The organism is Collinsella aerofaciens (assembly GCF_039758815.1).
Taxonomy (GTDB): domain Bacteria; phylum Actinomycetota; class Coriobacteriia; order Coriobacteriales; family Coriobacteriaceae; genus Collinsella; species Collinsella aerofaciens_BP.
Genome location: NZ_JBDMSK010000002.1, coordinates 215,778 through 239,723, shown reverse-complemented (window position 1 = coordinate 239,723; position 23,946 = coordinate 215,778). Strand labels below are relative to the sequence as shown.

At 58.9% G+C, this 23,946-nt stretch carries 22 protein-coding genes; 15 read left to right on the top strand and 7 right to left on the bottom strand.

The annotated features are described in order from the left end of the window. Positions 1-115: 115 nt before the first annotated feature. Positions 116-1,027, bottom strand: coding sequence for a DMT family transporter (locus ABHT90_RS02610; protein ID WP_346981480.1), 912 nt, complete (start codon positions 1,025-1,027; stop codon positions 116-118). A 118-nt stretch (positions 1,028-1,145) separates the two neighbouring features. Between ABHT90_RS02610 and ABHT90_RS02605 the strand changes: the two genes are divergently transcribed. From ABHT90_RS02605 to ABHT90_RS02580, 6 genes are all read left to right on the top strand, one after another. After that, complete coding sequence (locus tag ABHT90_RS02605; RefSeq protein WP_117757314.1) at positions 1,146-2,003, top strand: LysR family transcriptional regulator; 858 nt, start codon at positions 1,146-1,148, stop codon at positions 2,001-2,003. 202 nt (positions 2,004-2,205) lie between these two features. Continuing rightward, a complete protein-coding gene (locus ABHT90_RS02600; protein WP_117757320.1) occupies positions 2,206-3,687 on the top strand; it encodes an aminotransferase class I/II-fold pyridoxal phosphate-dependent enzyme in 1,482 nt (493 codons plus the stop codon). Between the two features lie 227 nt (positions 3,688-3,914). Further along, positions 3,915-4,949 carry an amidohydrolase family protein gene (locus ABHT90_RS02595; protein ID WP_346981479.1) on the top strand — a complete coding sequence of 345 codons (1,035 nt, stop codon included), beginning with the start codon at positions 3,915-3,917 and terminating at the stop codon, positions 4,947-4,949. Positions 4,950-4,974: 25 nt separating this feature from the next. Then, complete coding sequence (locus tag ABHT90_RS02590; protein WP_147343545.1) at positions 4,975-6,222, top strand: hypothetical protein; 1,248 nt, start codon at positions 4,975-4,977, stop codon at positions 6,220-6,222. An 18-nt stretch (positions 6,223-6,240) separates the two neighbouring features. Next, on the top strand, positions 6,241-7,359 hold the full coding sequence (locus ABHT90_RS02585; protein ID WP_117647440.1) for a neutral/alkaline non-lysosomal ceramidase N-terminal domain-containing protein: 1,119 nt from the start codon (positions 6,241-6,243) through the stop codon (positions 7,357-7,359). Positions 7,360-7,552: 193 nt separating this feature from the next. After that, entirely contained in the window at positions 7,553-8,995 is a 1,443-nt protein-coding gene (locus tag ABHT90_RS02580) for a PTS transporter subunit EIIC (protein WP_346981478.1), read from the top strand. 123 nt (positions 8,996-9,118) lie between these two features. Here the strand turns inward: ABHT90_RS02580 and ABHT90_RS02575 are convergent, their stop codons facing one another. Genes ABHT90_RS02575 through ABHT90_RS02565 form a run of 3 tightly spaced genes read right to left on the bottom strand, consistent with a single transcriptional unit; the run spans position 9,119 to position 10,488 of the window. Then, the gene (locus ABHT90_RS02575; protein WP_346981477.1) at positions 9,119-9,544 is read right to left on the bottom strand and encodes a LysR family transcriptional regulator substrate-binding protein; all 426 of its coding nucleotides are present in this window, start codon (positions 9,542-9,544) and stop codon (positions 9,119-9,121) included. Next, complete coding sequence (locus tag ABHT90_RS02570; protein ID WP_346981476.1) at positions 9,439-10,041, bottom strand: LysR family transcriptional regulator; 603 nt, start codon at positions 10,039-10,041, stop codon at positions 9,439-9,441. Before ABHT90_RS02570 ends, ABHT90_RS02575 begins: the two co-directional genes overlap by 106 nt. A gap of 36 nt (positions 10,042-10,077) precedes the next feature. Further along, a complete protein-coding gene (locus ABHT90_RS02565) occupies positions 10,078-10,488 on the bottom strand; it encodes a peptide deformylase (RefSeq protein WP_346981475.1) in 411 nt (136 codons plus the stop codon). 270 nt (positions 10,489-10,758) lie between these two features. Between ABHT90_RS02565 and ABHT90_RS02560 the strand changes: the two genes are divergently transcribed. Together ABHT90_RS02560 and ABHT90_RS02555 are read left to right on the top strand one after the other, a co-directional pair. Then, entirely contained in the window at positions 10,759-12,108 is a 1,350-nt protein-coding gene (locus ABHT90_RS02560; RefSeq protein WP_346981474.1) for an MFS transporter, read from the top strand. A 152-nt stretch (positions 12,109-12,260) separates the two neighbouring features. Further along, positions 12,261-13,172 (top strand): hypothetical protein, encoded by a 912-nt coding sequence (locus ABHT90_RS02555; protein WP_346981473.1) that lies wholly within the window; start codon positions 12,261-12,263, stop codon positions 13,170-13,172. 388 nt (positions 13,173-13,560) lie between these two features. Here ABHT90_RS02555 and pdxT read toward each other — a convergent pair whose 3' ends face one another. Further along, positions 13,561-14,148, bottom strand: a complete 588-nt coding sequence (pdxT, locus tag ABHT90_RS02550) for a pyridoxal 5'-phosphate synthase glutaminase subunit PdxT (RefSeq protein ID WP_117736778.1) — start codon at positions 14,146-14,148, stop codon at positions 13,561-13,563. Positions 14,149-14,168: 20 nt separating this feature from the next. Next, positions 14,169-15,059, bottom strand: coding sequence for a pyridoxal 5'-phosphate synthase lyase subunit PdxS (gene pdxS / locus ABHT90_RS02545; RefSeq protein ID WP_346981472.1), 891 nt, complete (start codon positions 15,057-15,059; stop codon positions 14,169-14,171). A gap of 145 nt (positions 15,060-15,204) precedes the next feature. Between pdxS and pdxR the strand changes: the two genes are divergently transcribed. Continuing rightward, entirely contained in the window at positions 15,205-16,620 is a 1,416-nt protein-coding gene (pdxR, locus tag ABHT90_RS02540) for a MocR-like pyridoxine biosynthesis transcription factor PdxR (protein WP_346981471.1), read from the top strand. A 72-nt stretch (positions 16,621-16,692) separates the two neighbouring features. Here pdxR and ABHT90_RS02535 read toward each other — a convergent pair whose 3' ends face one another. Further along, complete coding sequence (locus ABHT90_RS02535; protein WP_022094328.1) at positions 16,693-17,253, bottom strand: ferritin family protein; 561 nt, start codon at positions 17,251-17,253, stop codon at positions 16,693-16,695. A gap of 256 nt (positions 17,254-17,509) precedes the next feature. On the opposite strand from ABHT90_RS02535, the gene ABHT90_RS02530 reads away from it, so the two are divergent. The 6 genes from ABHT90_RS02530 to ABHT90_RS02505 all read left to right on the top strand — a co-directional run bounded on the left by ABHT90_RS02530 (position 17,510) and on the right by ABHT90_RS02505 (position 23,900). Then, positions 17,510-18,730, top strand: coding sequence for an iron-containing alcohol dehydrogenase (locus ABHT90_RS02530; protein ID WP_346981470.1), 1,221 nt, complete (start codon positions 17,510-17,512; stop codon positions 18,728-18,730). A gap of 8 nt (positions 18,731-18,738) precedes the next feature. Continuing rightward, the gene (locus ABHT90_RS02525) at positions 18,739-20,118 is read left to right on the top strand and encodes an aldehyde dehydrogenase (RefSeq protein ID WP_346981469.1); all 1,380 of its coding nucleotides are present in this window, start codon (positions 18,739-18,741) and stop codon (positions 20,116-20,118) included. A 264-nt stretch (positions 20,119-20,382) separates the two neighbouring features. Next, positions 20,383-20,562: a hypothetical protein gene (locus tag ABHT90_RS02520; protein WP_117799919.1), complete on the top strand. Its 180-nt coding sequence runs from the start codon at positions 20,383-20,385 to the stop codon at positions 20,560-20,562. Positions 20,563-20,628: 66 nt separating this feature from the next. Beyond that, positions 20,629-21,174: a metallophosphoesterase gene (locus ABHT90_RS02515; RefSeq protein ID WP_346981468.1), complete on the top strand. Its 546-nt coding sequence runs from the start codon at positions 20,629-20,631 to the stop codon at positions 21,172-21,174. Positions 21,175-21,238: 64 nt separating this feature from the next. Beyond that, on the top strand, positions 21,239-22,003 hold the full coding sequence (locus ABHT90_RS02510) for a ChbG/HpnK family deacetylase (protein WP_346981467.1): 765 nt from the start codon (positions 21,239-21,241) through the stop codon (positions 22,001-22,003). 139 nt (positions 22,004-22,142) lie between these two features. Further along, positions 22,143-23,900, top strand: coding sequence for a DUF2130 domain-containing protein (locus ABHT90_RS02505; RefSeq protein WP_346981466.1), 1,758 nt, complete (start codon positions 22,143-22,145; stop codon positions 23,898-23,900). Positions 23,901-23,946 lie beyond the last annotated feature (46 nt).

The following is a 23,946-nucleotide window of genomic DNA, read 5'->3' as shown; positions in this document are numbered from 1 at the left end:
ACTTTATGCCGTCTTTATACATACAAGAGCAGTTTGGCACATCGGGTTATTTTAGACAATAATCCTCAGCTGGGGATTATTTATCTACGCAGGTAGCATTTCAAAGCAGGGGCTTTTAAGCACGTGCTGTCTGGGCGATGCCAGCCTTGGCGTTTGCGCGTTTGCCGGCGAGTTCGCAAAAAATCGCGCCGCCGATGATAAGCGCGGCGCCCATCAGGCGGACCGGTGTTATGGCTTCACCCAAAAGGGCGGCCGAGAACACGACCGCCGAAAGCGGCTCGAGGTAGCCGACGACGGCGACGGTCTGGACGGGCAGCTTGGCGACGGCGCTAAAGTAGAGCAGGCAACCAATGCCGGTGTTGACGACGCCGAGCATAGCGACGGCGCGCCAATCAATGCTGGCGGCGACGCCGGCGGACAGGAACGAGGGAGCGCCCTGCGTGATGAGCGTGAGGGCCAGTGCGGTCACAAAGGCGGCGCTCACTTGGAGTGCGGAGTTCTCGAGGCCCTCGATGTGCGGCGCACCCTTGCTGGCGATGACCATCAATGCATAGCAGAAGGCCGAGGCGATTCCACAGACGATGCCCGCAATGGGCATATTGCCGCCTAGACCTTGTGCCGCAATGAGAAAAGCACCGCAGGCGACGGCGATAAAGCCGGCGATTTTGCTGCCGGTCAGCTTTTCGCCAAAAATGAGCGGGGAGAGGGCCATAACGATGATGGGGCCACAGTAATACAACAGCGAGGAGATACCAACGCCGATCGTCTGATAGGCGCGGAACAGGAAAATCCAGCTGGCGCCCAGCGCGGCGCCCGAGACGATGAGCGCTGCGGCCTCGCGGGGGCGAGACGGAGCCTGCAGGTTATGGCGCTTGGTTATGAAGAGGATGGCGGCAAGGGTGAGAGCGCCCAAAAACGTGCGCAACAGTACGATATCGGAGCTCGGCAGCGCGATGGCAGCGGCGATGATGCCGTTGGAGCCAAACAATAGCAATGCTGCTAAGTACGTAAACAATCCGTTGTTCATGTGCTGACATCCCCTCTATATCCGAGCATGTTCACTATGGGTGAACTTGCTTTAGAAGAAAAGCGAATATAATGCATGGATAACATGACAAAAACTCATGTAAAGGTGGAGGGGTGCCGTGGAAACGAATATTCAAAAGATGCAGGTGCTGCTCGAGACGGTGCGTGCCGGCAGTTTTACGCGCGCCGCCGAGCGGCTGAGCTATTCGCAGTCGGGCGTGAGCCGCATGGTGGGCGACCTTGAGACCGATTGGGGTTTTAAGGTGCTCGACCGCAGCCGCGAGGGTGTGGTGCTTTCTGCCGATGGGCGGCAGATCATGCCGGCGGTTGAGGCGCTCTGCGAGGAGTTTGGCCGCCTGCAGCGACACGTGGACGAGATGCGTGGGCTCATGCGCGGCAAGATCTGCATTGGTACGTTTTCGAGTGTGGCGACCCACGTGCTGCCACCGGTCATTGCGCGTTTTCGCGCCGATCACCCGGACGTCGATTATGAGTTGCTGATGGGCGATTACTCAGAGATTGAACAATGGGTGGCGGAGGGGCGCTGCGACCTGGGCTTTATCCCGCGTGAGCCCCGAGAAAACGGCATGGCATCACGGTCTTTAGTGTGTGATGAGCTGATGGCGGTGGTGCCGACAGATTCGTTGCTTGCCACGGCGGAGTTCGTCTCTCTTACCGATTTGGCAAGAGAGCAGTTTATTCTGCTGGAACGGGGTACCGATGATGAGATTACGCCGCTATTCCGTCGGGCGGGGCTGGCGGTGCGCTCAAAACTGTCGACTTGGGATGACTATGCGATTATGGCTATGGTCGAGGATGGTCTGGGCGTGAGCATTCTTCCCGCGCTCATCTTGCGTCGCTGCCAGTTCGATGTTGCTGTGCGTCCGCTCGAGGGGCATCCCCATCGGCAGATCAACGCCATATATCGAACGGCCGATGTTTCGCTTGCCGCCGCTCGTTTCCTCGAATACCTCTAAATGCGTGCACGTCGTTATCGCCTTGGGATAAATCTCGAGGTCTTGCTCATTTTATTTTTGAAATTGAACTTTTCGAAATAGCACGGCGTTATACTGCTGCCTAAATTGAACTCAGGTTCAATTCGTGTTGTATAAATTGAACTTTGCCAGCAAGGAGGTTCTAGTGGCCCAAGAGACGTTTAGCGATCGTCTGCGACATGCTATGTCCGATCGCGACGTTCGCCAGTCGGACGTGATCCGCGCATCGGAGATGCTCGGCAAAAAACTCGGCAAGAGTCAGATGAGCCAATATGTGAGCGGCAAGACGATTCCGCGGCGCGATGTGGCTGAGCTGCTCGCCCGTATTTTGGAGGTCGATGTTACCTGGCTGCTTGCCGGCGACGCCGATCAAGGCGAGGCATCATCACCCCGCAACGATTCCAAGCCCGAACCCCATCCCTCAGCTCAAATTGCAAGGAGCACCACCATGCGTACTTTTTCTAAATCCACCAAGCTCGATAACGTCCTGTATGACGTGCGCGGTCCCGTCGTCGACGAGGCCGCCCGTATGGAGGACGAGGGCGAGCGCATCCTCAAGCTCAATATCGGCAACCCGGCGCCCTTCGGTTTCCGCACGCCCGATGAGGTCATCAAGGACATGCGCCAGCAGCTGCCCGACTGCGAAGGCTATTCCAACTCGCGTGGCCTGTTCTCCGCGCGCAAGGCAATCATGCAGTATTCGCAGATCAAGGGCTTGCCCAACGTTCAGATGGAGCATATCTACACGGGCAACGGCGTGTCCGAGCTCATTCAGCTTTCGATGAACGCGCTGCTCGACAATGGCGACGAGATTCTGATCCCCAGCCCCGACTATCCGCTCTGGACGGCGTGCGCAACCCTTGCCGGCGGTCATCCTGTGCACTATCTGTGCGATGAGCAGGCGGATTGGTATCCCGACCTGGAGGATATGGAGTCCAAGATCACGAGCGCGACCAAAGCCCTCGTTATCATCAACCCCAACAACCCCACGGGCTCGGTCTACCCGCGCGAGGTGCTCGAGGGCATCGTCGAGGTTGCACGCAGGCATCAGCTGATGATCTTTGCCGATGAGATCTACGACCGCCTGTGCATGGACGGCTACGAGCACGTCTCGATTGCCTCGCTCGCTCCCGATCTGCCCTGCGTCACCTTTAGCGGTCTGTCCAAGTCGCACATGATCGCGGGCTATCGTATTGGCTGGATGGTGCTTTCGGGCAACCAGCGCTGCATGAGCGACTTCATCATGGGCATCAACATGCTCTCCAACATGCGCCTGTGCTCCAACGTGCCGGCTCAGTCGATCGTTCAGACGGCGCTCGGTGGCCATCAGTCCGTCAACGACTACATCCGCCCCGGCGGCCGTGTCTACGAGCAGCGCAACTTTGTGTATGAGGCGCTCAACAAGATTGACGGCATCTCGGTGGTTAAGCCGCGTGCGGCGTTCTACATCTTCCCCAAGATGGATGTGAAGAAGTTCAACATTACCGATGACGAGCAGTTCGCCCTTGACCTGCTGCACGAGAAGAAGATTCTGATCACGCGCGGCGGCGGCTTCAACTGGGCTGAGCCCGACCACTTCCGTATCGTGTACCTGCCGCGCATGGAAGTGCTCAAAGAGTCCCTCGAAGATCTCGCCGACTTCTTCGATCACTACCGCCAGTCGTAACGACAAAGGTAGCCTGTACTAAAACGGCCGGCCCGCAACGGATGCGGGCCGGCCGTTTTCTGTCTAAGCCCGTGCTGCTAACGCTTTGTCTCTTTGAGCGAGCAAGGTTCGCGTGTGAGCGGTAAGTTCTATTCCAAAATGGAATACAGTAGGCTTAAGCTGGAATTGATGCCCGGGTACCCGCTTTTCTAGAATGTTCTCAACAAGATGAAAGGCGGTTCCAACCAATGATTATCGATGCAAATTCCTACTGGTTCGACGAGCGCATCTTTCATGACGAGACGCTCTGCGAACAGTTTTTGGCCGAGGTGCCCCGCGCCTACGACACCGAAGGCTATCTGACCGTGAATTCCGTCGGCAAGCGACAGATCGTGATCGAGATGCCCGCCGGTTCTCCGGGCCTTAATTACATCGAGGGCGACTACACCCTCGAGAAGCGCTTGGCCGATATGGATGAGGCGGGGGTCGACAAGGCGATCCTCAAGCTCCCCGGCTGCCACGAGTGGATGTCGCTCGAGATGTGTCGGCGCTTCAACGACGGTATGGCCGCTGACGCGAAGGCGTCAAATGGCCGCCTGATTCCGCTTGTCGCTGTGCCACCCTTTGGCACCAAGGCAAATTTAGAGGAGCTCGACCGCAGGCTCGACGATGGTTTTGCGGGTGTGCAGCTCTGCGCTCACTACGGCAAGCGCTATCTCGACGACCGGGTTTTCTCGAGCTTCTTCGAGCACCTGAACGAGCGCAACGTCACCGTTTACGTCCACCATGTTCCCGTACCGGTCGAGAACGAGTCGCTTCTCGCGTACGACAACCTTCGCCGCTCTTATGGTCGCTGCGTCGACCAAACTACGGCGATCGGCCGCGAGATCTTTGGTGATTTCTTCGAGCGCTATCCTAATATCAAGATGGTCCACTCCATGCTCGGTGGCGCATACTTTGCGTTCAAGGAGATGCTGCTGCCTCACGGCCCCAAGCGCCCTGATGCCTCTGGACGTTTTCAGGTCGATACCGAGACCGTTTCCAAGCGCCTCGAGAACAACATCTATTTCGACATGTCCCATGCCCAGCCTTGGGGCAAGACACTCCTCGCCTGCGCGGTTAACGTGTTGGGTGCAGACCATATTGTTTTTGGCACGAGCTATCCGGTTAAACGCGAGTGGCTCACCGATGGTGTCGCCTGCGTTCGTGCCGCGAGTCTGAGCAATGCAGACACAGATCTTGTGCTTGGCGGCACGGCGCAGCGACTGTACGGTGTCGAGTGAGCGGCAATCAGAGGGGGTGTCTGCCATGGACAAAGGAGAGATGAGGGCTGGGGCCGCCCGTGCGGCCATCGATCTTGGGGGCGTATTGCCGTTTGACGGTTTCGACGAACTCCGCCATGAGGTCTTTGCCCGTGCTCTTGTCATCGAGGGGGCGGGGCGACGCGCCTGCATTCTTTCGCTTGAGGTCACATCGATTGCTCCGGCTCTGCTCGCCGATCTGCGTGAGGTCGTCGAGGATGCCGCCGGCTGCAGTGGCGCTTACTCTTGGGTGGTTCCTACCCACACGTTTTCCATGCCTCACGTTCGCACTCCCGGGCATCTTGCCGATGCTGCTGCCCGCGATCGCAACGAGCGCTATCGCGCAGCGCTCATCGCCGCCGCCCGCACGGCTGTCGAGCGGGCTGTTGCGGGCATTCGCTCCGTCACACTCGCCACGGCGGAGGGCGACTGCCCCGTGAACGTTAATCGCGACATCGAGACGCCGGCCGGCTGGTGGTTGGGCTCGAATCCCGAGGGGTTTGCCGACCACGCGATGCCCGTGCTCGCCATGAGGGATGCCGGGGGCGAGTACGTTGCCGTACTTGCGGCGGCGGACGTCCAGTCCTCCGTGCTCGACGGGTCGCGCGACTCCGAGGGGAGACGCGTGGCGAGCGGAGATCTCTTTGGTTTTGCCGCCATGTCACTCGAGCGTGAGCTGGGCGGCGTTGCCCTGTTGCTGCCGGGCGCCGCGGGCGACCAAGGTCCGGCGGAGCGCGCCATGAACGTCACGTTCGATGCCGCCGGCGTGAAGCGGACGGTCGATGCCCATGAGGACGGATACCGCATGCTGCACCAGCAGGGGCAGGTCTTGGGCGATGCTTTGATTGAGGCCGCTCGCATGGCACGTGAGGATAGCGCTGCCGGCATCGATGCTCGCACGGTCGACGTCCTCCTGCCCGCTCAGACACGCGCCGATTTTTACTCTTTGGCTCCGCATCGAACGTATGAGTTTCATGCTGCCGGTGAGCAGCACACGAGGGTCTATCTGCTTCGGCTGGGAAACGTCGAGCTTGTCGGCGTGCAGCCCGAGGTCTCGAGTACATTCGGCGCCACCGTGCGCGTCGCCCGGTCCGGCTCTGTGCTCTTTGCCACGCTCGTCAACGGCGGACAGAAATACCTACCGGCCCCCGACGCGTACGAAAAGATCACCTATGAGGCCATGAACTCCGGTTTTGCCGCCGGCTCCCATGAGCGCCTCGTCGATATCATCATTGCCGCCTTGAATGCGGCGTAACACAGAAGGAGAACGTGCATGAACATTGGACACGCGCGCCGCAAAATCACCCCACAGGGCGACATCTACCTGATTGGCTATCGCAATCTTCCCAACCGCCTGGAGCCTGCGACGGGCATCCATGACGACGTCTACGCCAACGCCATTCTCTTCCAGCAAGGCGAACGCGAGGTGTTTCTCTTTAATGCCGATGTCCTCGAGTTCGAGGAAAGCATGGCCGAGGAAGTCAAGACAATGCTCGCCGAGCGCTACGGCATTGACCGTGATTGCGTCCTGCTCTCGGCGACGCACGACCATACTTCAATCGTCGCTTACCACCGCAGCTGGTGGACGGGAAAATTCGACGAGAACTACTATCGCTGGCTCCTCGATACCATTTGCCAATGCTTTGAGGAGTGCCGCGCCAATGCGCAGCCCGCGATTTGCCGCCTGGGCAAGCAGGTCGTCACCGGTTTCTATGACAACCGCATCATCCCAGGCGAACTCGCCGACAATGAGGTCATTGTCGTTTCGTTCTTCGATACCGAAGGCAAGCCATTTGCGGGCTTTGTGAACTGGGCGGTGCATTCCGCTTGCGTCGGGCCCGATTGTACGGAGCTCACGAGTGAGCTTGCCGGCCTTACCGGTAAAAAGCTCGCCCCGAGCCTCGGGTACTATCCTGCCATGGTCGTGGGCGCTGCTGGCGACTGCAGCGATCGCAATTTTCGCCAAGGTCGTGGCATCCCCGAGGTCGAGCGCGTGTCGACTGGTCTTGCCGAGGCGATTTCCCAAATCAAGCTCGATCGCGAGGTTAAACTCGACCGTATCGAGCCCCAGACGTTCTATCACACCGTCGCCCATGACGATTTTTCGCTCACGCTCAAGTGCGCCGTTATCAGCTTGGGTGGTATGCACCTCTTTGTGTTTCCGAGCGAGCTCGGCAGCGACCTTGGCGTTCGCATGAAGCGCGAATGTCCGGTTGAGGGGATTGTCTGCGGTTATACCAACGGCTATTACGAGTACTTCCTTCCGGCGCGTGAATACGGCCTCTCCTTTGAGACCGAACGTACCCAGATTCCCCAAGGCGAACCGGAGCGCCTATGCGATAAGTTCTGTCAAACCGCGCGCCTTCTCGGCGCGCCAGATTCGCGCCTGTAGTTTTGCCGCCACGGCATGGGACCCATGAGGGTCGCGGCCGTGTGATCGGCGTTCTTATTTCCCTTGTTATCTCCCATCCCGGACGTATATGCGCCCGCGGATTTTAAATGGGAGGCGGGTTCTGTGGCTCCCCACGTCGACTACGGGGGTCTGGAATCAATGCCATGCCCCGCTCAGAAAAAGGAGGAATACCATGAAATACCAGCAGCTTTGCGATGGAATCATCGCAAAGGTCGGTGGCCGAGACAATGTGCTGGACGTGAGTCACTGCATTACGCGTCTCCGCTTTCACCTCAAGGACGAATCGCTCGCCCAGACCGATGAGCTCAAGGCCATGAAGGGTGTCGTTGACGTCATCCAGGCCGGTGGACAGTATCAGGTCGTAATCGGTGCCACCGTCGAGTCCGTCTACAATGAACTCGTTCAGATCGGCGGGTTCGACGCCAAGCCCGCGCTTGATATCGATGAGGGCGACAATGTCAAGAAGGGCGATCCGTTCTCGCGCCTACTCGCCATCATTTCCGAGATCCTGCAACCGGTTCTTGGCGTGCTTATGGCCGGTGGCTTCATCAAGTCGATGCTCGCCCTCTGCACGGTTGCCGGTTGGCTCGCCAAGGACAGCAATACCTATGTGACGCTCTCGGCAATCGGAGATTCGGTCTTCTATTACTTCCCGCTTATCATCGGCTGGACGGCTGCCAAGAAGTTCGGACTTAAGCCCGTTATGGGTATGGCCCTCGGCGGCATCCTCGTCTACCCGACGCTCGTTGCCCTTATGGGTGGAGACCCGCTTTACACGCTCGGCACCGGTACGGTCCTTGAGTCCAATGTCTACGGTGATATCTTTGGCATCCCGTTGATTATGCAGAACTATTCATCGACGATTCTGCCTGCGATTTTCATCGTCTGGATCGCCTCGAAGGTGCACAAATTCCTTTCTGGCGCACTGCCCGCGCTTGTGAGCTCGTTCTTCTCCAACATTTTGACGCTTCTCATTTGCGGCATCCTGGGCCTGCTTGTGGTCGGTCCGGTCATGACGGTCCTCTCCAACATCGTTGCCCAAATCATCCTGGCGCTCATCAACTTCCAGCCCGCCATCGCCGGTTTTGTCATCGGCACGTTCTGGAGCCTGCTCGTCATGTTCGGTCTGCACTGGGGCGTCATTCCGCTGTGGTTCATCGATGTCGCAACCTACGGCTATGACCTCATCAACCCTCTCGTATACGCAGGCGGGTGCGCCATCGCCGGTGCCGTGCTCGGCATGATCATTCGAACCAAGGATTCCGAGGAAAACGCTGTCATCAACATCCCTGCTCTCGTCTCGTCGATCTTCGGCGTCAACGAGTCCGCGCTTTACGCCATCCTGCTGCCGCGTAAGCGTCTCATGTGGGCGACCTTCATTTCCGCCGGTGTCGGCGGCGCCATTGCCGGCCTTATGGGTGCCAAGCTCTATGCCTTCGGTGCCTCCGGTCCGCTCGGCTTCCCGAGCTTTATCAACCCCGCTGGCATCGATTCGGGCTTTATCGGTCTTGTCATCTCCGGTCTGGTCGCCTTTATTTTGGCGCTTATCGCCGCTATGGTGATCGGCACCAAGAAGGACGAGGGCGGTCAGACCCTCAACATCTCGGTGGGCTAGTCCATCTACCCGCTTTGATTTAAAAGGCCTCGGACGGCAGCCGTGCTGTCCGGGGCCTTTTGCGTTTTGTACCGTTGCCGGTTGGTTTGTGGGGCATCTCAAAAGTGGCGGTGTGTGCTGGGATTACGACGACTGCGGCGCTTCGGAGGTCATGCGGCCGCCCTGTAGAAGCTGGCGATAGGGGAGAAAGCCGATAAACGAGACGACGGCTTGCGAGTACGCAGCGCTCCGTTTGAGGTAGAGCCTGACCTCGGAGGTCGTTGCAGGCTCGAGCGGCACGAGGGCCACCTTGCCGCCGGCGAGTGATTCGGCAGGCTTGCACATGAGCAGCGAGACGCCGGCATCGCGCGCGACAAGCGAGATGATGTTTTCTGCCCGTTTGCCGGTAAACGTGACACGTGGGCTGAATCCTGCCTTGCGGCAAAGGGAGAGGGTGAGTTCGCTCACGAACGAGCCTTGGGGAAGCATAAGGAAATTCTCATCGATAAGGTCGTCGATCTCGATGGCGTTGCGCTTGGCGAGTGGATGGTCGAGCGGGATAACGGCCACGAGCCGGTCGGTTGTAAAGGGGATTTTTTAAACTCCGGCTCGATGGCGCCGCCGTCGCGGATGAAGGCGAGGTCGATGTCCTCGCGCAAGAGCATCTGCTTGAGTGCGCTGCCTTCGCCCTCGATGAGCTCAACGGAATACGAGGGGTTCGCCTGCTGGAAATCGATGACGGCGTCCGTGATTCCATAGGGAGCCATGATGGGGATGGAGCCCACGGTGATGCGTTCGAGTGGTTCATCTGCGGCTATCTGGATGGCAGCGAGATAGCGATGCTGGAGCGTCGCTATCTTTTGTGCATAGGGGAGGAGCGCTTCGCCTTGCGCGGTGAGCGTAACGTGGCGTTGACTCCGATCGATGAGATTACAGCCGAGCTCGCGCTCCATTGCCATAATGTGCTTGGAGAGAGTCGACTGCGACATGAAGAGCAGCTCCGCCGCATCGAGAAACGTACGCGACTGCGCCAAGATAGCGAACTCACCAAAACGGCTGATATCCATAGGGTAGCCTCCGGTTCCCTCATGTCGGCAAGTGACCTAGATCACGATTCCTTGGCAGTGGTCGATTTCGTGTTGGATGATCTCGGCGGTGTAGCCCGAGAAGTTTTTGATGCGGTGGACGAAATTCTCGTCCAAATACTCAACCTTAATGCGGCGATAGCGAGTACAGGGGCGCTCGCCGGAAAGCGAGAGACATCCTTCGCTCGTCTGATAGGAATTGACCTGCTCAAGAATTTGAGGGTTGTACATCAGCAGCGCCCTGTTGCCGTCCTTTACGCAGATGATGCGTTTGCGCACGCCGATCATATTGGCGGCGAGGCCCACGCACTCGTGCTCATGCTCATGGAGCGTATCCAGGAGGTCCTGCCCGGTCACGGCGTCATCGGGGCCCGCGTCTTCGGAAGGCAGGCGTAAAAAGAACTCGGATTTCATGATGGGTTTGATCATGGCGGGCTCCTCATGTCTCGTGCTTTCGTGGACTTTTAATAATAGCGCGGAAGGAAAGCTGCGCGTCAGCGTTACAATCTTTCGACGTTGGACCATGTTGTCAGATCCGTTGCGTGCGGCGTCTGACGTAAGTCTAGGGCTCATGCTCGCCCTGGACTGTTCCTCTGGGGCGATGTGACTGTTGTTCCAAGAGGAAGGAAATGCATGGGGAGCAAATCTCAGCAACAAGTTCAAGTAGCGCCATCGGCCACTGCGGCGTTTCTCGTCGTAATGTATATTGCAGCCTTTGTCGCCGCGTTTAACGAGAACATTATTAACGTGGCGTTGCACGACATCATGGCGGTCTTTTCGGTGAGCGCTACCACGGCGCAGTGGCTCGTTTCGGGATACATGATCGTGACGTCGATCTTTACGGCTATCATGGCCTTTCTGTCCGGTCGTTTCTCGACGCGCAAGCTGCTGTTTTTCGCATGCGGATGCATGGTCGCCGGAGAAGTCCTGTGCCTGGTCGCCCCGTCGTTTACCGTTTTGCTGCCAAGTCGTATTTTGCAGGCTGCGGGATCGGGCATCTTGTTTCCGCTCATGATGAATGTGGTGCTATCTTGTGCTCCGCGCGAGAAGCTCGGTCTGTATCTGAGCCTGGGCGGTGCCTGCATTACGCTAGGGCCGGCGTTTGGGCCCGTGATTAGTGGTCTTATGTGCACGTTGTTTGGCTGGAGGGCGGTGTTCGTAGTGCCGCTGGTGGGCGGTGTCGTGGTCGCCGCGGCGGCAGCAAAGCTCGTTCGGAATGTCGGAGAGCGCTCGAACACCACGCTTGATATTCTGTCGGTTGTTTTGCTCACTGCCGGCATTACGGCGTTCGTGTATTCCGTAGGCGAGTTCTCGACCAATGTGATGGCCGGTATCGCGACGCTTTTCGCCGCTGTTGTGGTGCTCGGCCTGTTTGCGGTTCGTCAGCTCAAGCTCAAGCATCCGGTGCTTAACGTGCGTCCCATGGCGAGCGTTCGTTTTTGGCCTGCATGCCTGCTTGTGGTGGTGTCGATGATGACGACGTTCTCGATGAGCGTTTTGTTGCCGCTCTATTTTGAGGGCGCATACGGCATGACCGCACTTGTCGCGGGTTTGCTCATTTTGCCGGCGATCGCCTGCAACGCCGTGACCTCGATTGTGGGCGGACGCGTGATGGATGCCCGTGGTGCGTGGCCGCTGCTGCCGGTCGGCTTTGCCCTGATCGCTGTGGGGCAGACGGCAATCTCGATGACCGCGGCAAGCATGAACATCGGCGTCGTCGTGCTGCTGACCGTTGTGGTGTATGCCGGCGTCGGTTTGGTACTGAGCCCCTCGCAGACCGCCGGTTTGGAGACGCTTCCCGCCGCTGAGCATCCTCACGGAACGGCATTGCTTAACACGTGGAACATGATTGCCGCGTCGTTTGGTCCGTCGCTGTTTATCGGCCTGCTTTCGAGTTCTGCGGTGGCTGCTGGCGCCGCAGGCGTTGCGTCGGACGTTGCCCAGGCGATAGGATTTGCAGCCGCCGTGCGCGTGGCGGCCGTGATTGCCGTTGTCGGGTTCGCGGTGTCGCTGGTGTACGCTCGCCGCGAGTCGCACATGTCGCATTAATGTGTGCACATAGATTCTGCAGCTAGATTGGATGGCGACACCATAAACTAATGGACGTTTTGCCGAGAGGCATGAATGTATAAAGCGCAAAGAGTGCGCGACGGGCCCCGCGAATGGGGCGATGATGCCCGAGAGGGCCAAGAAGGAGTCTCATGTCTGAGAACGAAGAGATCATGAACGAGACCGAGAACGAGACCATGGCTGCCGAGGTCGAGGCAGTCGAGACCGTGGAGACCGAAGCTGCTGAGGTTGAGGCTGCCGACGAGGTTTCCGCCGAGGAGGAGGCCGAGGTTGTCGAGGCCGCCGCTGATTACGATGACGAAGAGCTGATGGACAAGATGCAGAAGGCCGCTCGCCTGCTGCGTAGCCGTCGCTTTGCTATTTCCAAGGAGGAGGAGGCCAAGGCCGAGCGCATGGCGAACATCGAGCGCGCCATTAAGCTCCTTGACCTCAAGCCCAAGATGGAGCAGAAGGAAATGTCCGACCTGCTGGGCATGCGCCTTCGTGAGCTCGATGGTCTGATGGCCGAGGCCGAGGCTGCCGATCTGGTCGGCCGCATCGACGACGCCGAGGGCGATATGCGCAAGATCGTTGTCTTCGCTGCCGAGGATGCCGCTGAGGGCCTGGTCGAGCTTGCCAACAAGAAGGAGAAGCTCCTGCCCGAGCTTTCTTACGAGGAGGCCACCGAGCTGATGGCCGCTCTCGATAAGGTCATCGCTCCGCTCGTCGCCATGGGCCTGGACGAGGATCGCGGTCCTCGCGGCGGCCGTGACGAGCGCGGTGGCCGTGGCGGCGACCGTGGCGGTCGCGGCGGCTTTGGCGATCGCGGTGGCCGTGGCGGTGACCGCGGCGGTCGCGGTGGCGATCGCGGTGGCCGTGGCGGCTTTGGTGACCGTGGCGGCGACCGTGGCGGTCGCGGCGGCTTTGGTGGCAACCGTGGTGGCTATGGCGATCGCGGTGGCAACCGTGGCGGCTTTGGCGGCAACCGTGGTAACGACCGCGGCGGTCGCGGTGGCGACCGTAGCGGCCGTAACGGCGGCGGCTTCCGCGGCAACCGTTTCTAGGGGTTACGCGGTTCTACGAACCGCGTAACTAGTTGACGCTGCAAACCCGCCAGAACGGCAATCTGCCTTTCAACTTCGGCGGCATGATCAAAAGATCAATGCCGCCTCGTTTCAAGGCACCTTGCTCGCTCTGGCGGGTTTTCGCTGTCGGTACCAAGGCATCGGCGTTGCCTTGATCCAAACCTACCAAAAGGGGACAGGTTTATTTGGTCGGTTTTATCTGGACAAACGTGGTCGTCTATCGCAATATGGTCGTTGGACGTTCTTGTTTGACTAGTCGTTTAAGAACGTCCCCAACGACTACATAGCATGAGAGTGGATAATCTCCCGGTTTGAGTCTGCATTCAAGCTCAAAGTGGGAGATTATCCACTCTCGTTTTTGTTCTACCTACATTTGTAGGAACAGTTCGTGGAGGCGGGTGTCTTCATCGAGTTCGGGGTGGAAGGTTACGCCGAGCTGGTTGCCCTGGCGGGCGGCGACGATGCGGCCATCGACCTCTGCCAAGGCCTTGGCGTCGCCGTGGACCTCGACGATGCGGGGCGCGCGGATAAATGTCAGCGGCACTTCACCGTCGATGCCGTCTACCTGTCCCTTGGTGCGAAAACTGCCGAGCTGTCTGCCATAGGCATTGCGCTCAACGAGCACATCCATGGTTGCCAAACGCGGCGTGCCCTTATCGTCATGAGCGGCAAGGTCGTGAGCCAGCAGAATCAGGCCGGCGCAGGTGCCCAGGACGGGCATGCCTTCAGCGATACGGGTACGAAGCTCCTCGAGCATGCCCAACTCATCAAGCAGCTTCCCTTGAACGGTAGACTCGCCGCCGGGAAGTACCAGACGGTCAAAGTTCTGCTTCAAATCAGCCGCCTGCCTCAGCTCAATACAGCGTGCGCCCAGCTCAGATAGCCTTGCCTCATGCTCGGCAAAAGCGCCTTGGACCGCCAGCACGGCAACCGTTTGGTGTGCATAATCGCTCATGTGCGATCCTTTCTGCTGGACTAGCGCCCGCGCTCTTCCATGATAATCTCGATCTCGTCGGCGTTGATGCCCACCATAGCCTCGCCCAGGTCCTCCGAAAGCTCGGCGATGAGCTTGGCGTCGGTGAAGTTTGCCACGGCCTTGACGATGGCGGCGGCGCGCTTGGCGGGGTCGCCGCTCTTAAAGATGCCCGAGCCAACAAAGACGCCCTCGGCGCCCAGCTGCATCATCAGCGCGGCGTCGGCGGGGGTCGCGACTCCGCCGGCGGCAAAGTTTACGACGGGGAGCTTGCCCGTGGCATGGACCTCGCGCACCAGCTCGACCGGAACCTGCAGTTGCTTGGCTGCCTCAAAGAGCTCGTCGTCGCGCAGGGCAACAACGTCGCGGATCTGCTTTTGGATCTTGCGCATGTGGCGCACGGCCTGGACGACGTCGCCCGTGCCCGGCTCGCCCTTGGTGCGAATCATCGTGGCGCCCTCGGCAACACGGCGCAGCGCCTCGCCCAGATCGCGGGCGCCGCAGACAAATGGCACGTCAAACTGGGTCTTGTCGATGTGATAGACGTCATCGGCAGGGGAGAGGACCTCGGACTCATCGATGTAATCGATCTCGATGGCCTGCAGGACCTGCGCCTCGACAATGTGACCGATGCGACACTTGGCCATAACGGGGATGGAGACGGCCTCCTGGATGCCCTTGATCATCTTGGGGTCGCTCATGCGCGACACACCACCTGCGGCACGGATATCGGCCGGGATGCGCTCGAGTGCCATGACGGCGCAGGCGCCTGCCTCTTCGGCGGCGCGTGCTTGCTCGGGCGTGGTGACGTCCATGATGACGCCGCCCTTGAGCATCTGCGCGAGCTCGCGATTGAGTTTGACGCGATCGGCCTTGTTGGTCTGTTCTGCCATGGTTGCTCCCTTGGTTGGCATGTGCATTGTTTGACGGAACATCCTATCGGGGAGCTGGGTATGGCGAAATACTCAGTTTTCGAGATAATTACAAGGTCAGACTAATACCAGAATGAATGACTTAATAAGGTCAGGTGACAAACTCATGCTTGACTACAATTTGGAAAATCGCGGCGAAGCATCGCTTTATGAGTATGTTTACCAGCAAATTCGCGATGATATTGTTGCTGGCCGTATTGCGGCGGGGGAGCATCTTCCGTCTAAGCGCGCCTTTGCCAGTCATCTGGGAATCAGTGTCATTACCATCGAGAATGCATATAGCCAGTTGCTTGCCGAGGGCTATATTTGCTCAATGCCGCGTCGTGGCTACTACGCTTGCGAACTTCCGGATGCACCGGTTTTGGCTTTGGCTGCGGGGGATATCGACCGAGATGCTGTCCCTGTTGGTCCCAGCGCGCATGATGCCATGGGGCAGGCAGAGCGATTCGACGCACTTTCTCCTTCCGCTTTGGAGGCGGCGCGGCTTTGGCAAAGTGCGCTACGGGCGACGCTGACGTCCGAAGACGAACGTGAAATCTTTTCGCCCGCACCGGCGCAGGGCACCGCTCGACTGCGACGTGCGATTGCGCACCATCTGCGCGGGACAAGGGGCATGAATGTCAATCCCGACAATATCGTTATCGGTGCGGGCGCCCAGCTGCTCGATACCATGTTGGTTCAGTTGCTTGGCGCGGACAAGGTGTATGCCGTCGAGGATCCAGGCTATTTGCGCTTGACGCGCATCTATCAGGCCATGGGTTGCGAAGTGCGGCATGTCCCGTTGGATGCTGAGGGCGTGGACTTGAGCGCGCTGCAGAAAACCGGGACCGATGTCCTTCACCTGATGCCGTCTCATCAGTATCCGACCGGTCTTGTGACGAGCATTGCACGTCGCTATGCGTTGCTGAGCTGGGCCGCCGAGCGGCCAGGTCGGTATCTCATCGAAGACGACTTTGATTGTGAGTTTCGCCTTGCCGGCAAGCCGATTCCCGCGCTCGCGTCGATCGATGCCGCCCAGTCGGTTATCTACACCAACACGTTTTCGAAGAGCCTTTCATCGGCGTTACGTTTGGCGTACATGGTGCTGCCCGATGAACTAATGGAGAGGTTTAAACGCAACCTTGGTTTCTACGCCTCGTCGGTAAGTTCTGTTGATCAGGTTGCCTTGGCGCGTTTGCTGGAATCGGGTGATTACGAGCGACATGTGAACCGCGTGCGCGTTCGTGCTCGTGGGGCGCGTGATGGCCTGGCGGCGCTTGTACGGAAAACGTTTCCGGCAGGGGAGGTTTCGATCGATCATGCAGACGCGGGCCTTTACTGCACTGTTGCCCTGGCCGAGGACAAGGCAGGGGAGAGTTTCGCGAAGGCTCTCGCTGACGCTCGTATTTCCTATGTCAACATCGCCGATTGCCTGTGGACGGGTGATCGGGCATCGACTAAGAACGCTCCATCTCGCGTCCTCATACAATACGACGACCTGAGCTCTCAGTCGCTCAGTGTTCTTCAGGAGCAACTGCAATAAGCCAACGAAAAGGCCCGAACCAATACGGTCCGGGCCTTCTTCGAGCTAGAGATTATCTCTCAGGCTGCTGGCTTAGCCAAAGTAACGCTTGAGCAGGCCGGCGAAAGCCTTGCCGTGGCGAGCCTCGTCGCGAGCCATCTCGTGCACGGTGTCGTGGATGGCATCGAGGCCAGCGGCCTTGGCGCGCTTGGCAAGATCGGTCTTGCCGGCGGTGGCGCCGTTCTCGGCCTCAACGCGCATTTCGAGGTTCTTCTTGGTGGAGTCGGTCACGACCTCGCCCAGGAGCTCAGCGAACTTGGCGGCGTGCTCGGCCTCCTCGTGGGCAGCCTTCTCCCAGTACAGGCCGATCTCGGGATAGCCCTCGCGATGAGCGACGCGAGCCATGGCCAGGTACATGCCGACCTCAGAGCACTCGCCCTCAAAGTTGGCGCGCAGATCGGCAACGATGTCCTCGGAGACGCCCTCCATCTTGGCGACGCCCACGACGTGCTCGGCAGCCCACTCGAGCTGGCCCTCCTCCTGCTTTAGGAAGCGAGAGCCGGGAACGCCGCACTGGGGGCACTTGAAATCCTCGGGCAGCTGGTCGCCGTCGAACTCTTCCACATAACCGCAAACGGGGCAAACAAACTTCATGATTCGATCCTTTCGATCGATGGCGATGGTGCGCTCGTCCGGTCCCGTAAGGGCCCTCTCCGGACGTGCGTCTTGACGAGTTCTATTATCCATAAATGAGACCGAATGTGAAGCCTATTAGGAATGATTTTTAATAAAACAATTTAAGCATGTGTAGATGTTGATTGATTAACGATTGCTAGACCTCGTGCGACCTCCGATGAGTACAATCGGTCGAGCAAATGTTGACCAATCAACAAATGAAGGAGCTTCCTTTATGCATCTAGCCCGCCGCGCCTGGTGCCGAACGTATCAAACGGTTTTTCGCATCGCATTGCCGGTGCTGCCCTATACCGAGCCACGCATTTTAGAGCACGCTGAGGAAGTGCCCGCAGTGCTTCAAAAGCGTTCAATACACCATGTTCTTATCGTGACAGATCCCGGCATTGCCCGTCTGGGGCTCACGGCACCGCTCGAGACAGCGCTCGCGTCCAAGGGAATTAGCGCTGCGGTCTATGCCGAAACACGTGCGAACCCCACGGTCTCAAACGTGGAGGAAGCGGCATCTCTGTATCGAGAGAGCGCCTGCCAGGCCATTATCGGCTTTGGCGGCGGTTCGGCCATGGACTGCGCCAAGGGCGTGGGCGCGCGCATCGCGCAGCCAAAGAAGCCCATCAACAAGATGCGCGGCCTGTTGCGTATCCATCGTCGCCTGCCGCTGCTCATCGCCGTTCCCACCACGGCGGGCACGGGAAGCGAGGTCACGCTTGCAGCGGTAATTACCGACGACGAGACGCACTACAAGTATCCCATTAACGACTTTGTGCTGATCCCGCGCTTTGCGGTGCACGACCCCGAGTTTACGCGCGGCCTGCCCGCCTCCATTACGGGGCAAACGGGCATGGACGCCCTGACACATGCCGTCGAGGCCTTTATCGGGCGCAGCACCACGCCCTATACGCGCAAGATGGCGCGCCAGGCGGTGCAGCTCATCCACGACAATTTGCTCGAGGCCTATGAGTGCGGTGGCAACATGCGTGCGCGCCGCAATATGCTTTCGGCGGCGTATAAAGCGGGCGTTGCCTTTACGCGCTCTTATGTTGGATACGTCCATGCCATCGCGCACAGCCTGGGCGGGCGTTACGGGATTCCCCACGGCTTGGCCAACGCCATCATCCTGTCGCACATGCTTCGCGCCTATGGCGAAGCTGCTGCTCCCAAGCTCGCCGATCTCGCCCGCATGGCCGGCATTGCGCCGGCTAATGCGCTGGACAACGTGGCTGCTGAGGCCTTTATCGATTGGGTCGACCGCATGAACGCCGCCTTGGGCATACCCAAATATGTGACGGGCATTCGCCGCTCCGACATTCCTGAGATGGCGGCGCATGCCGATGCCGAGGCCAATCCCCTGTACCCCGTTCCGCTTTTAATGGACCGTTTGGAGCTCGAGCATATGTACGAGGTCGTTGCGGGTGGTATGTTTGAAGACGAGAACTAGGAGGGCCCATGAACACCGAGGAAATCGCGCGCATCGTTGCCGATCAGCGCGCCTATTTTAAGACGCACGCCACGTTTGATGTCGATGCTCGACGTCGTGCGCTCGTGAGTTTACGCGATGCGGTGCGGGCCCACGAGGCCGATATTGCCCATGCGCTCAAGACCGATTTGGGAAAGTCGCATGACGAGGCGTATATGTGCGAGATCGGCACCTCGCTTTCCGAGATTCGTTATCAGATTGCGCATGTGGCTCGATGGAGTCGCTCGCGCCTGCGTCCGTGTGACCTCGCCAACGCCGTGAGTGTGTGCAAGACGCAGTCCGTGCCCTATGGCGTCACACTCATCATGGCTCCGTGGAACTACCCGTTTTTACTGACGCTCGAGCCACTCGCCGGCGCCCTTGCCGCGGGCAATACCGTGGTCATCAAGCCGAGCGCCTATGCTCCGGCATCGAGCGCGGTGCTCAAGCAAATCTGTGAAGAGGCATTTGTTCCGCGCTTGGTGACGGTCGTCGAAGGCGGGCGTGCCGAAAACGAAGCGTTGCTCGATGAGTGCTGGGACAAGATCTTCTTTACCGGTAGCGTTCCGGTCGGCAAGCTCGTCATGGAGCGTGCAAGTAAAAACCTCACACCCGTGACGCTTGAGCTGGGCGGAAAGAGTCCCTGCATCGTGGATGCGACGGCTAACTTGAAGGTCGCGGCACGCCGTATCGCCTTTGGTAAATGGCTCAACGTGGGGCAGACCTGCGTGGCGCCCGACTACCTGCTGGTCGATGCGCGCGTGCACGACGAGCTGCTGGACCTCATCAAGGAGGAGGCCCGCCGCATGTTTGGCGAGCATCCGCTCGACAATGAGAATTACGGTCATATTGTCAACGCCAAGCATTTCGCGCGCGTACGCGGGCTGATCGACCCCGACAAGGTTGTGCTGGGAGGTACCGCGCGCGAGTCGTCGCTCAAGATTGAGCCGACGATTTTGGACGGCGTGGCGCCTGAGGACGCCGTAATGCAGGAGGAGATTTTCGGCCCCATCTTGCCGGTGCTGTCGTTTGAGAGCCTAGACGAGGCCGAGACGTTTATTACGGATCGTCCGACGCCGCTGGCCCTGTATATCTTTAGCCAAGACCGTGAGGTTCAGCAGCGCTTTGTGCGTTACGTGCCCTTTGGTGGTGGCTGTGTTAATGACACCATTATGCATTTGGCCACGAGCCATATGGGCTTTGGCGGCATGGGGGCGAGCGGTATGGGACAGTACCATGGACGCGAGAGCTTCGATACGTTTAGCCACAAGAAGAGCATCGTGAACAAGGCAACGTGGCTGGACGTGCCATTCCGCTACGCCCCTTATGCAAGCTGGAAACACAAATTCGTGCGCATGTTTGTGCATTAGAATCAGATGACATAGGGATAAACAAAGTGGCCGCCCCCGCGTAAGCGAAGACGGCCATTTCTCACGATGAAAACGTGTATCGGAGTTGGCAAGACCCGCTGCCACGGGTGCCATCCGTGTTCCTATCTTATCTGCAAGCGTCCCGTCGCGCAAGCGTTGCGGCAAGCGATTGAAAGACACGGACGGGGTGAATTTGTGTCCGCACGAACCCGTAGACTTCTCAACTATGTGGTGGATACTCGCTAATCGGTGATGGAGGCGGTCATGTTTGATGACGATGACCTGTTCGATCTGGTAGGCGATCCGTTTGAGTGGGATTTGCTGCTCGATGACGATGAGTTGGAGCAGGACCGCAAAAAGCAAAAGGATAAGAACGCCCGGGGTAAAGGTTCGAATAAAAAGGACAAGCGTCGCCGAGGTCTGTTCGGCGGGCTCTTTGGGTGACTGTCTCATCGTCGCGTCTGTATACTAAACAGGTCTTATACGCGTTGCGAAATGAGGACAGAGACGATGATGTGGTTTACCGCCGACCTGCACCTGGGCGATACGAATATCTTGCACGACATGGATCGACCGTTTGACTCGGTCGAGGAGATGAACCGCCGTGTCATCGATGCCATCAACGAGTGCGTGGCTGTGGACGACCGCCTTTATGTCCTGGGAGACTTTACGTATCGATTGCCCCTGGCGGAAGCGGTTCGCCTGCGCGAGCGCATCGACTGCCAGAACATAACGCTCATCCGTGGTAACCATGACGGCGATTGGGAAGATCCGGACGCGCCGCACATTTGGGATGAGGTGCGCGATTATCTGGAGATCGCTCCCGGTTACGCGAAGGGCCATCGTCTGGTGATGAGCCATTACCCCATGCTCAGCTGGAATGGCAAGGCGCGCGGCGCCATCATGCTGCACGGGCACATTCACAGCAGGGGAGACCGCACCAACGTGCGCAATCGCGATCGCGAGCGCCCTATCTTTCGCTACGACGTTGGCCTCGATGCCAACAACTACAAGCCCGTAAGCCGCGACCAGATTCTCGGCTTCTTTGGACTGTAGCCCTCAAACCACCACAAAGGGGACAGGCACCTTTGTGGTGGTCCTTGCATAGATTGGAGTCGCTATGAAGCAATTGCTCATTCGTGCCGACGATATCGGTTATTCGTATGCCGTTAACCTGGGGATTGCCCGCAGTATCAATGAGGGCCTGGTGCGCTCGGCGGGACTTATGCCCAATATGCCCGAGGCCGAGCGTGGCTGGTCGCTCGTGGCGGACGCCGGCATTGCGGTGGGCCAGCATACCAACGTGTGCCTGGGCAAGCCGTGTGCAGACCCGGAGCTCATTCCGAGTATGCTCAACGAGAGCGGTGAGTTCCATAGCAGCCGTACCTTCCGCGAGCATTTTAAGCGCGGCGAAGAACTGATCGACTTTGATGAGGCCTGCATCGAGATCCGCGCGCAGCATGACCGCTTTGTAGAGATTGTGGGCCGCGAACCCGATTACTTTGAGGCCCATGCCGTCATGAGCAAAAACCTTAACCGAGCGATCTCGGCGGTTGCTCAGGAACTGGGCCTTAAGGAACAGAAGGCGAGCTTCGACCCCACGGCGGTTGTGCGATGCGGTGCCACCGACCTGCGCATGGTGATGCACTCGATGGAGCCGGGCTACGAACCCAAGGACTCGATTATGCGGACGGTTCGCGAGATAGCGGACGGCGAGACGGTCGTCTTTGTGTGCCATCCGGGCTATCTCGATCGTTTTATCTTGGAGAACAGCTCGCTTGCGACCGATCGCACCAAGGAAGTCGATGCGCTGATCGACCCCGAGCTTCGCGCTTGGCTTGAGTCTCAACCTGATCTTCGCCTGATCGACTACCGCGACCTGTAGGGACACAAGCCACCACAAAGGGGATAGGCACCCTCGCGGTGGATCTGGCGCCGTTGCCATTATGGCTGCGGCGCCTTATTTGTCCGCGTGGCGCGGTAGAGTGTAGAAGGTTGAAATTTGCGTCCATCGAGGAGCTGCTATGAACGAGATCAAGTGCCCGCATTGCGGCGAAGTTTTTAAGGTCGATGCGTCCGGTTATGCGGATATCGTCAAGCAGGTGCGCGATGCCGAGTTCTCGCGCGATCTTGATGAGCGTGTAAAGGCCGTCCAGCGTGAGGGGGAGCAGGCGTTGGAGCTTGAGCGCTCTCGTTCGACGGCCGCCCTGCAGGAGGTGGAGTCTCAGCGTAGCGCTCAACTTGCCGAGCAGAAAAACGCCGCGGCTCAGGAGCTGGCACAAGAGGTTGCCAAGCGTGATGCCGAGCTTGCCGAATTGCGTGCCAAGCTCGAGGGCGCTGCCGCAGAGCGCGAGAGTGCAAGCCAGCGCGCGGCGGTTGAGGCCCGTGCCGACGCTCAGAAGGAGAACGCCGAGCTCCAGCGCGAAATCGACAACTTGCGTGCGCAGCTGGGGCGCAAGGATGATGAAGCCAAGCTTGCCGAGGCTTCGGCGCGCAATGCTGCTCAAAACGATTTAGCCGCACGTGATGCCCAGATTGCCGAGCTGCAGGCCAGGCTTGCCGCAGCGGACAAGGCACGGGAGATGGCGCTTGCCGCTGCCGCGGCAGAGTCGCAGCGCGAGCTCGATGCCGCTCGCAGCGAGGCCGAGCGCGCGCTTACTGACTATCGCGCGAAGGTGCAAGAGAAGTTTTCCGCCGCAAAGGCTCAGTCCGAGCAGGAGGCCGAGGGCCTGCGTGCCCAGCTGCGCGAGCAGGAACTGATGGCAAAAATGAACCTGTCAGAGGCGGTCGCCGCGGCGGAGCGAGAGCGCGATGAGGCACGTGCCAAGCTGACGAGCGAGCTGGCGGTGCGCGATTCTCGCGAGGAGCAAGCCAAGGCGGCACACGAGCTCGAGCTCGCGCAGGCCAAGCGCGCGAGCGATGACCTGATTCGCTACAAGGATGAAGAGATCGAGCGCCTTAAGGACATGAAGGTTCGCCTGTCCACCAAGATGGTGGGCGAGTCGCTCGAGCAGCACTGCGAGACCGAGTTTAACCGTCTGCGCATGACGGCATTTCCCAACGCGTACTTCGAGAAGGATAACGATGCGTCCGAAGGCACCAAGGGCGACTTTATCTTCCGCGAGTGCGATGCGAGCGGCAACGAGGTCATTTCGATTATGTTCGAGATGAAAAACGAGAACGACGAAACCGCGACCAAACACAAGAACGAGGATTTCTTTAAGAAGCTCGATCACGATCGTCGCCAGAAAGGCTGCGAGTATGCGGTGCTCTGCACGCTGCTCGAGCCCGAGAGCGAGCTTTACAACGCGGGAATCGTGGACGTGAGCTATCGCTACGAGAAGATGTATGTGATCCGCCCGCAGTTCTTCATTCCCATCATTACGCTGCTGCGCAATGCCGCCATGGGTTCGCTTCGCTATAAGCAGGAGCTGGCGGAGTACAAGCAGCAGAATATCGATGTCACGAACTTCGAAGCCAAGATGGAGAAGTTCAAGAACGATTTCGGCCGCAACTACGAGATCGCGAGCCGCAAGTTCCAAACGGCAATCGATGAGATCGACAAGACGATTAGCCATCTGCAGAAAACCAAGGAGGCGTTGCTGTCCTCCGAGAACAATCTGCGCCTAGCCAACAAGAAGGCCGACGATCTTACCATTCGCAAGCTCACGTGGGGCAACAAGACCATGAAGGCGGCGTTTGACGAGGCGCGCGAGGCTGCGCCGGAGACAAGCGATGCGCCAGCCGAGGCGGATTCGTATGAGGTCGAGGATGCCGAATAGGGTATAGCGGATAGTGCAAAAGCGGGGCCGCTGGCGATGTTGCCAG

Bases quoted from the DNA above. Each gene is read 5' to 3' on its own strand.
- ABHT90_RS02610 (WP_346981480.1), bottom strand. From the start codon at position 1,027: ATGAACAACGGATTGTTTACGTACTTAGCAGCATTGCTATTGTTTGGC.
- ABHT90_RS02600 (WP_117757320.1), top strand. From the start codon at position 2,206: ATGTCCGATCGCGACGTTCGCCAGTCGGACGTGATCCGCGCATCGGAG.
- ABHT90_RS02595 (WP_346981479.1), top strand. From the start codon at position 3,915: ATGATTATCGATGCAAATTCCTACTGGTTCGACGAGCGCATCTTTCAT.
- ABHT90_RS02590 (WP_147343545.1), top strand. From the start codon at position 4,975: ATGGACAAAGGAGAGATGAGGGCTGGGGCCGCCCGTGCGGCCATCGAT.
- ABHT90_RS02585 (WP_117647440.1), top strand. From the start codon at position 6,241: ATGAACATTGGACACGCGCGCCGCAAAATCACCCCACAGGGCGACATC.
- ABHT90_RS02580 (WP_346981478.1), top strand. From the start codon at position 7,553: ATGAAATACCAGCAGCTTTGCGATGGAATCATCGCAAAGGTCGGTGGC.
- ABHT90_RS02570 (WP_346981476.1), bottom strand. From the start codon at position 10,041: ATGGATATCAGCCGTTTTGGTGAGTTCGCTATCTTGGCGCAGTCGCGT.
- ABHT90_RS02565 (WP_346981475.1), bottom strand. From the start codon at position 10,488: ATGATCAAACCCATCATGAAATCCGAGTTCTTTTTACGCCTGCCTTCC.
- ABHT90_RS02560 (WP_346981474.1), top strand. From the start codon at position 10,759: ATGTATATTGCAGCCTTTGTCGCCGCGTTTAACGAGAACATTATTAAC.
- ABHT90_RS02555 (WP_346981473.1), top strand. From the start codon at position 12,261: ATGTCTGAGAACGAAGAGATCATGAACGAGACCGAGAACGAGACCATG.
- pdxT (WP_117736778.1), bottom strand. From the start codon at position 14,148: ATGAGCGATTATGCACACCAAACGGTTGCCGTGCTGGCGGTCCAAGGC.
- pdxS (WP_346981472.1), bottom strand. From the start codon at position 15,059: ATGGCAGAACAGACCAACAAGGCCGATCGCGTCAAACTCAATCGCGAG.
- pdxR (WP_346981471.1), top strand. From the start codon at position 15,205: ATGCTTGACTACAATTTGGAAAATCGCGGCGAAGCATCGCTTTATGAG.
- ABHT90_RS02535 (WP_022094328.1), bottom strand. From the start codon at position 17,253: ATGAAGTTTGTTTGCCCCGTTTGCGGTTATGTGGAAGAGTTCGACGGC.
- ABHT90_RS02530 (WP_346981470.1), top strand. From the start codon at position 17,510: ATGCATCTAGCCCGCCGCGCCTGGTGCCGAACGTATCAAACGGTTTTT.
- ABHT90_RS02525 (WP_346981469.1), top strand. From the start codon at position 18,739: ATGAACACCGAGGAAATCGCGCGCATCGTTGCCGATCAGCGCGCCTAT.
- ABHT90_RS02520 (WP_117799919.1), top strand. From the start codon at position 20,383: ATGTTTGATGACGATGACCTGTTCGATCTGGTAGGCGATCCGTTTGAG.
- ABHT90_RS02515 (WP_346981468.1), top strand. From the start codon at position 20,629: ATGATGTGGTTTACCGCCGACCTGCACCTGGGCGATACGAATATCTTG.
- ABHT90_RS02510 (WP_346981467.1), top strand. From the start codon at position 21,239: ATGAAGCAATTGCTCATTCGTGCCGACGATATCGGTTATTCGTATGCC.
- ABHT90_RS02505 (WP_346981466.1), top strand. From the start codon at position 22,143: ATGAACGAGATCAAGTGCCCGCATTGCGGCGAAGTTTTTAAGGTCGAT.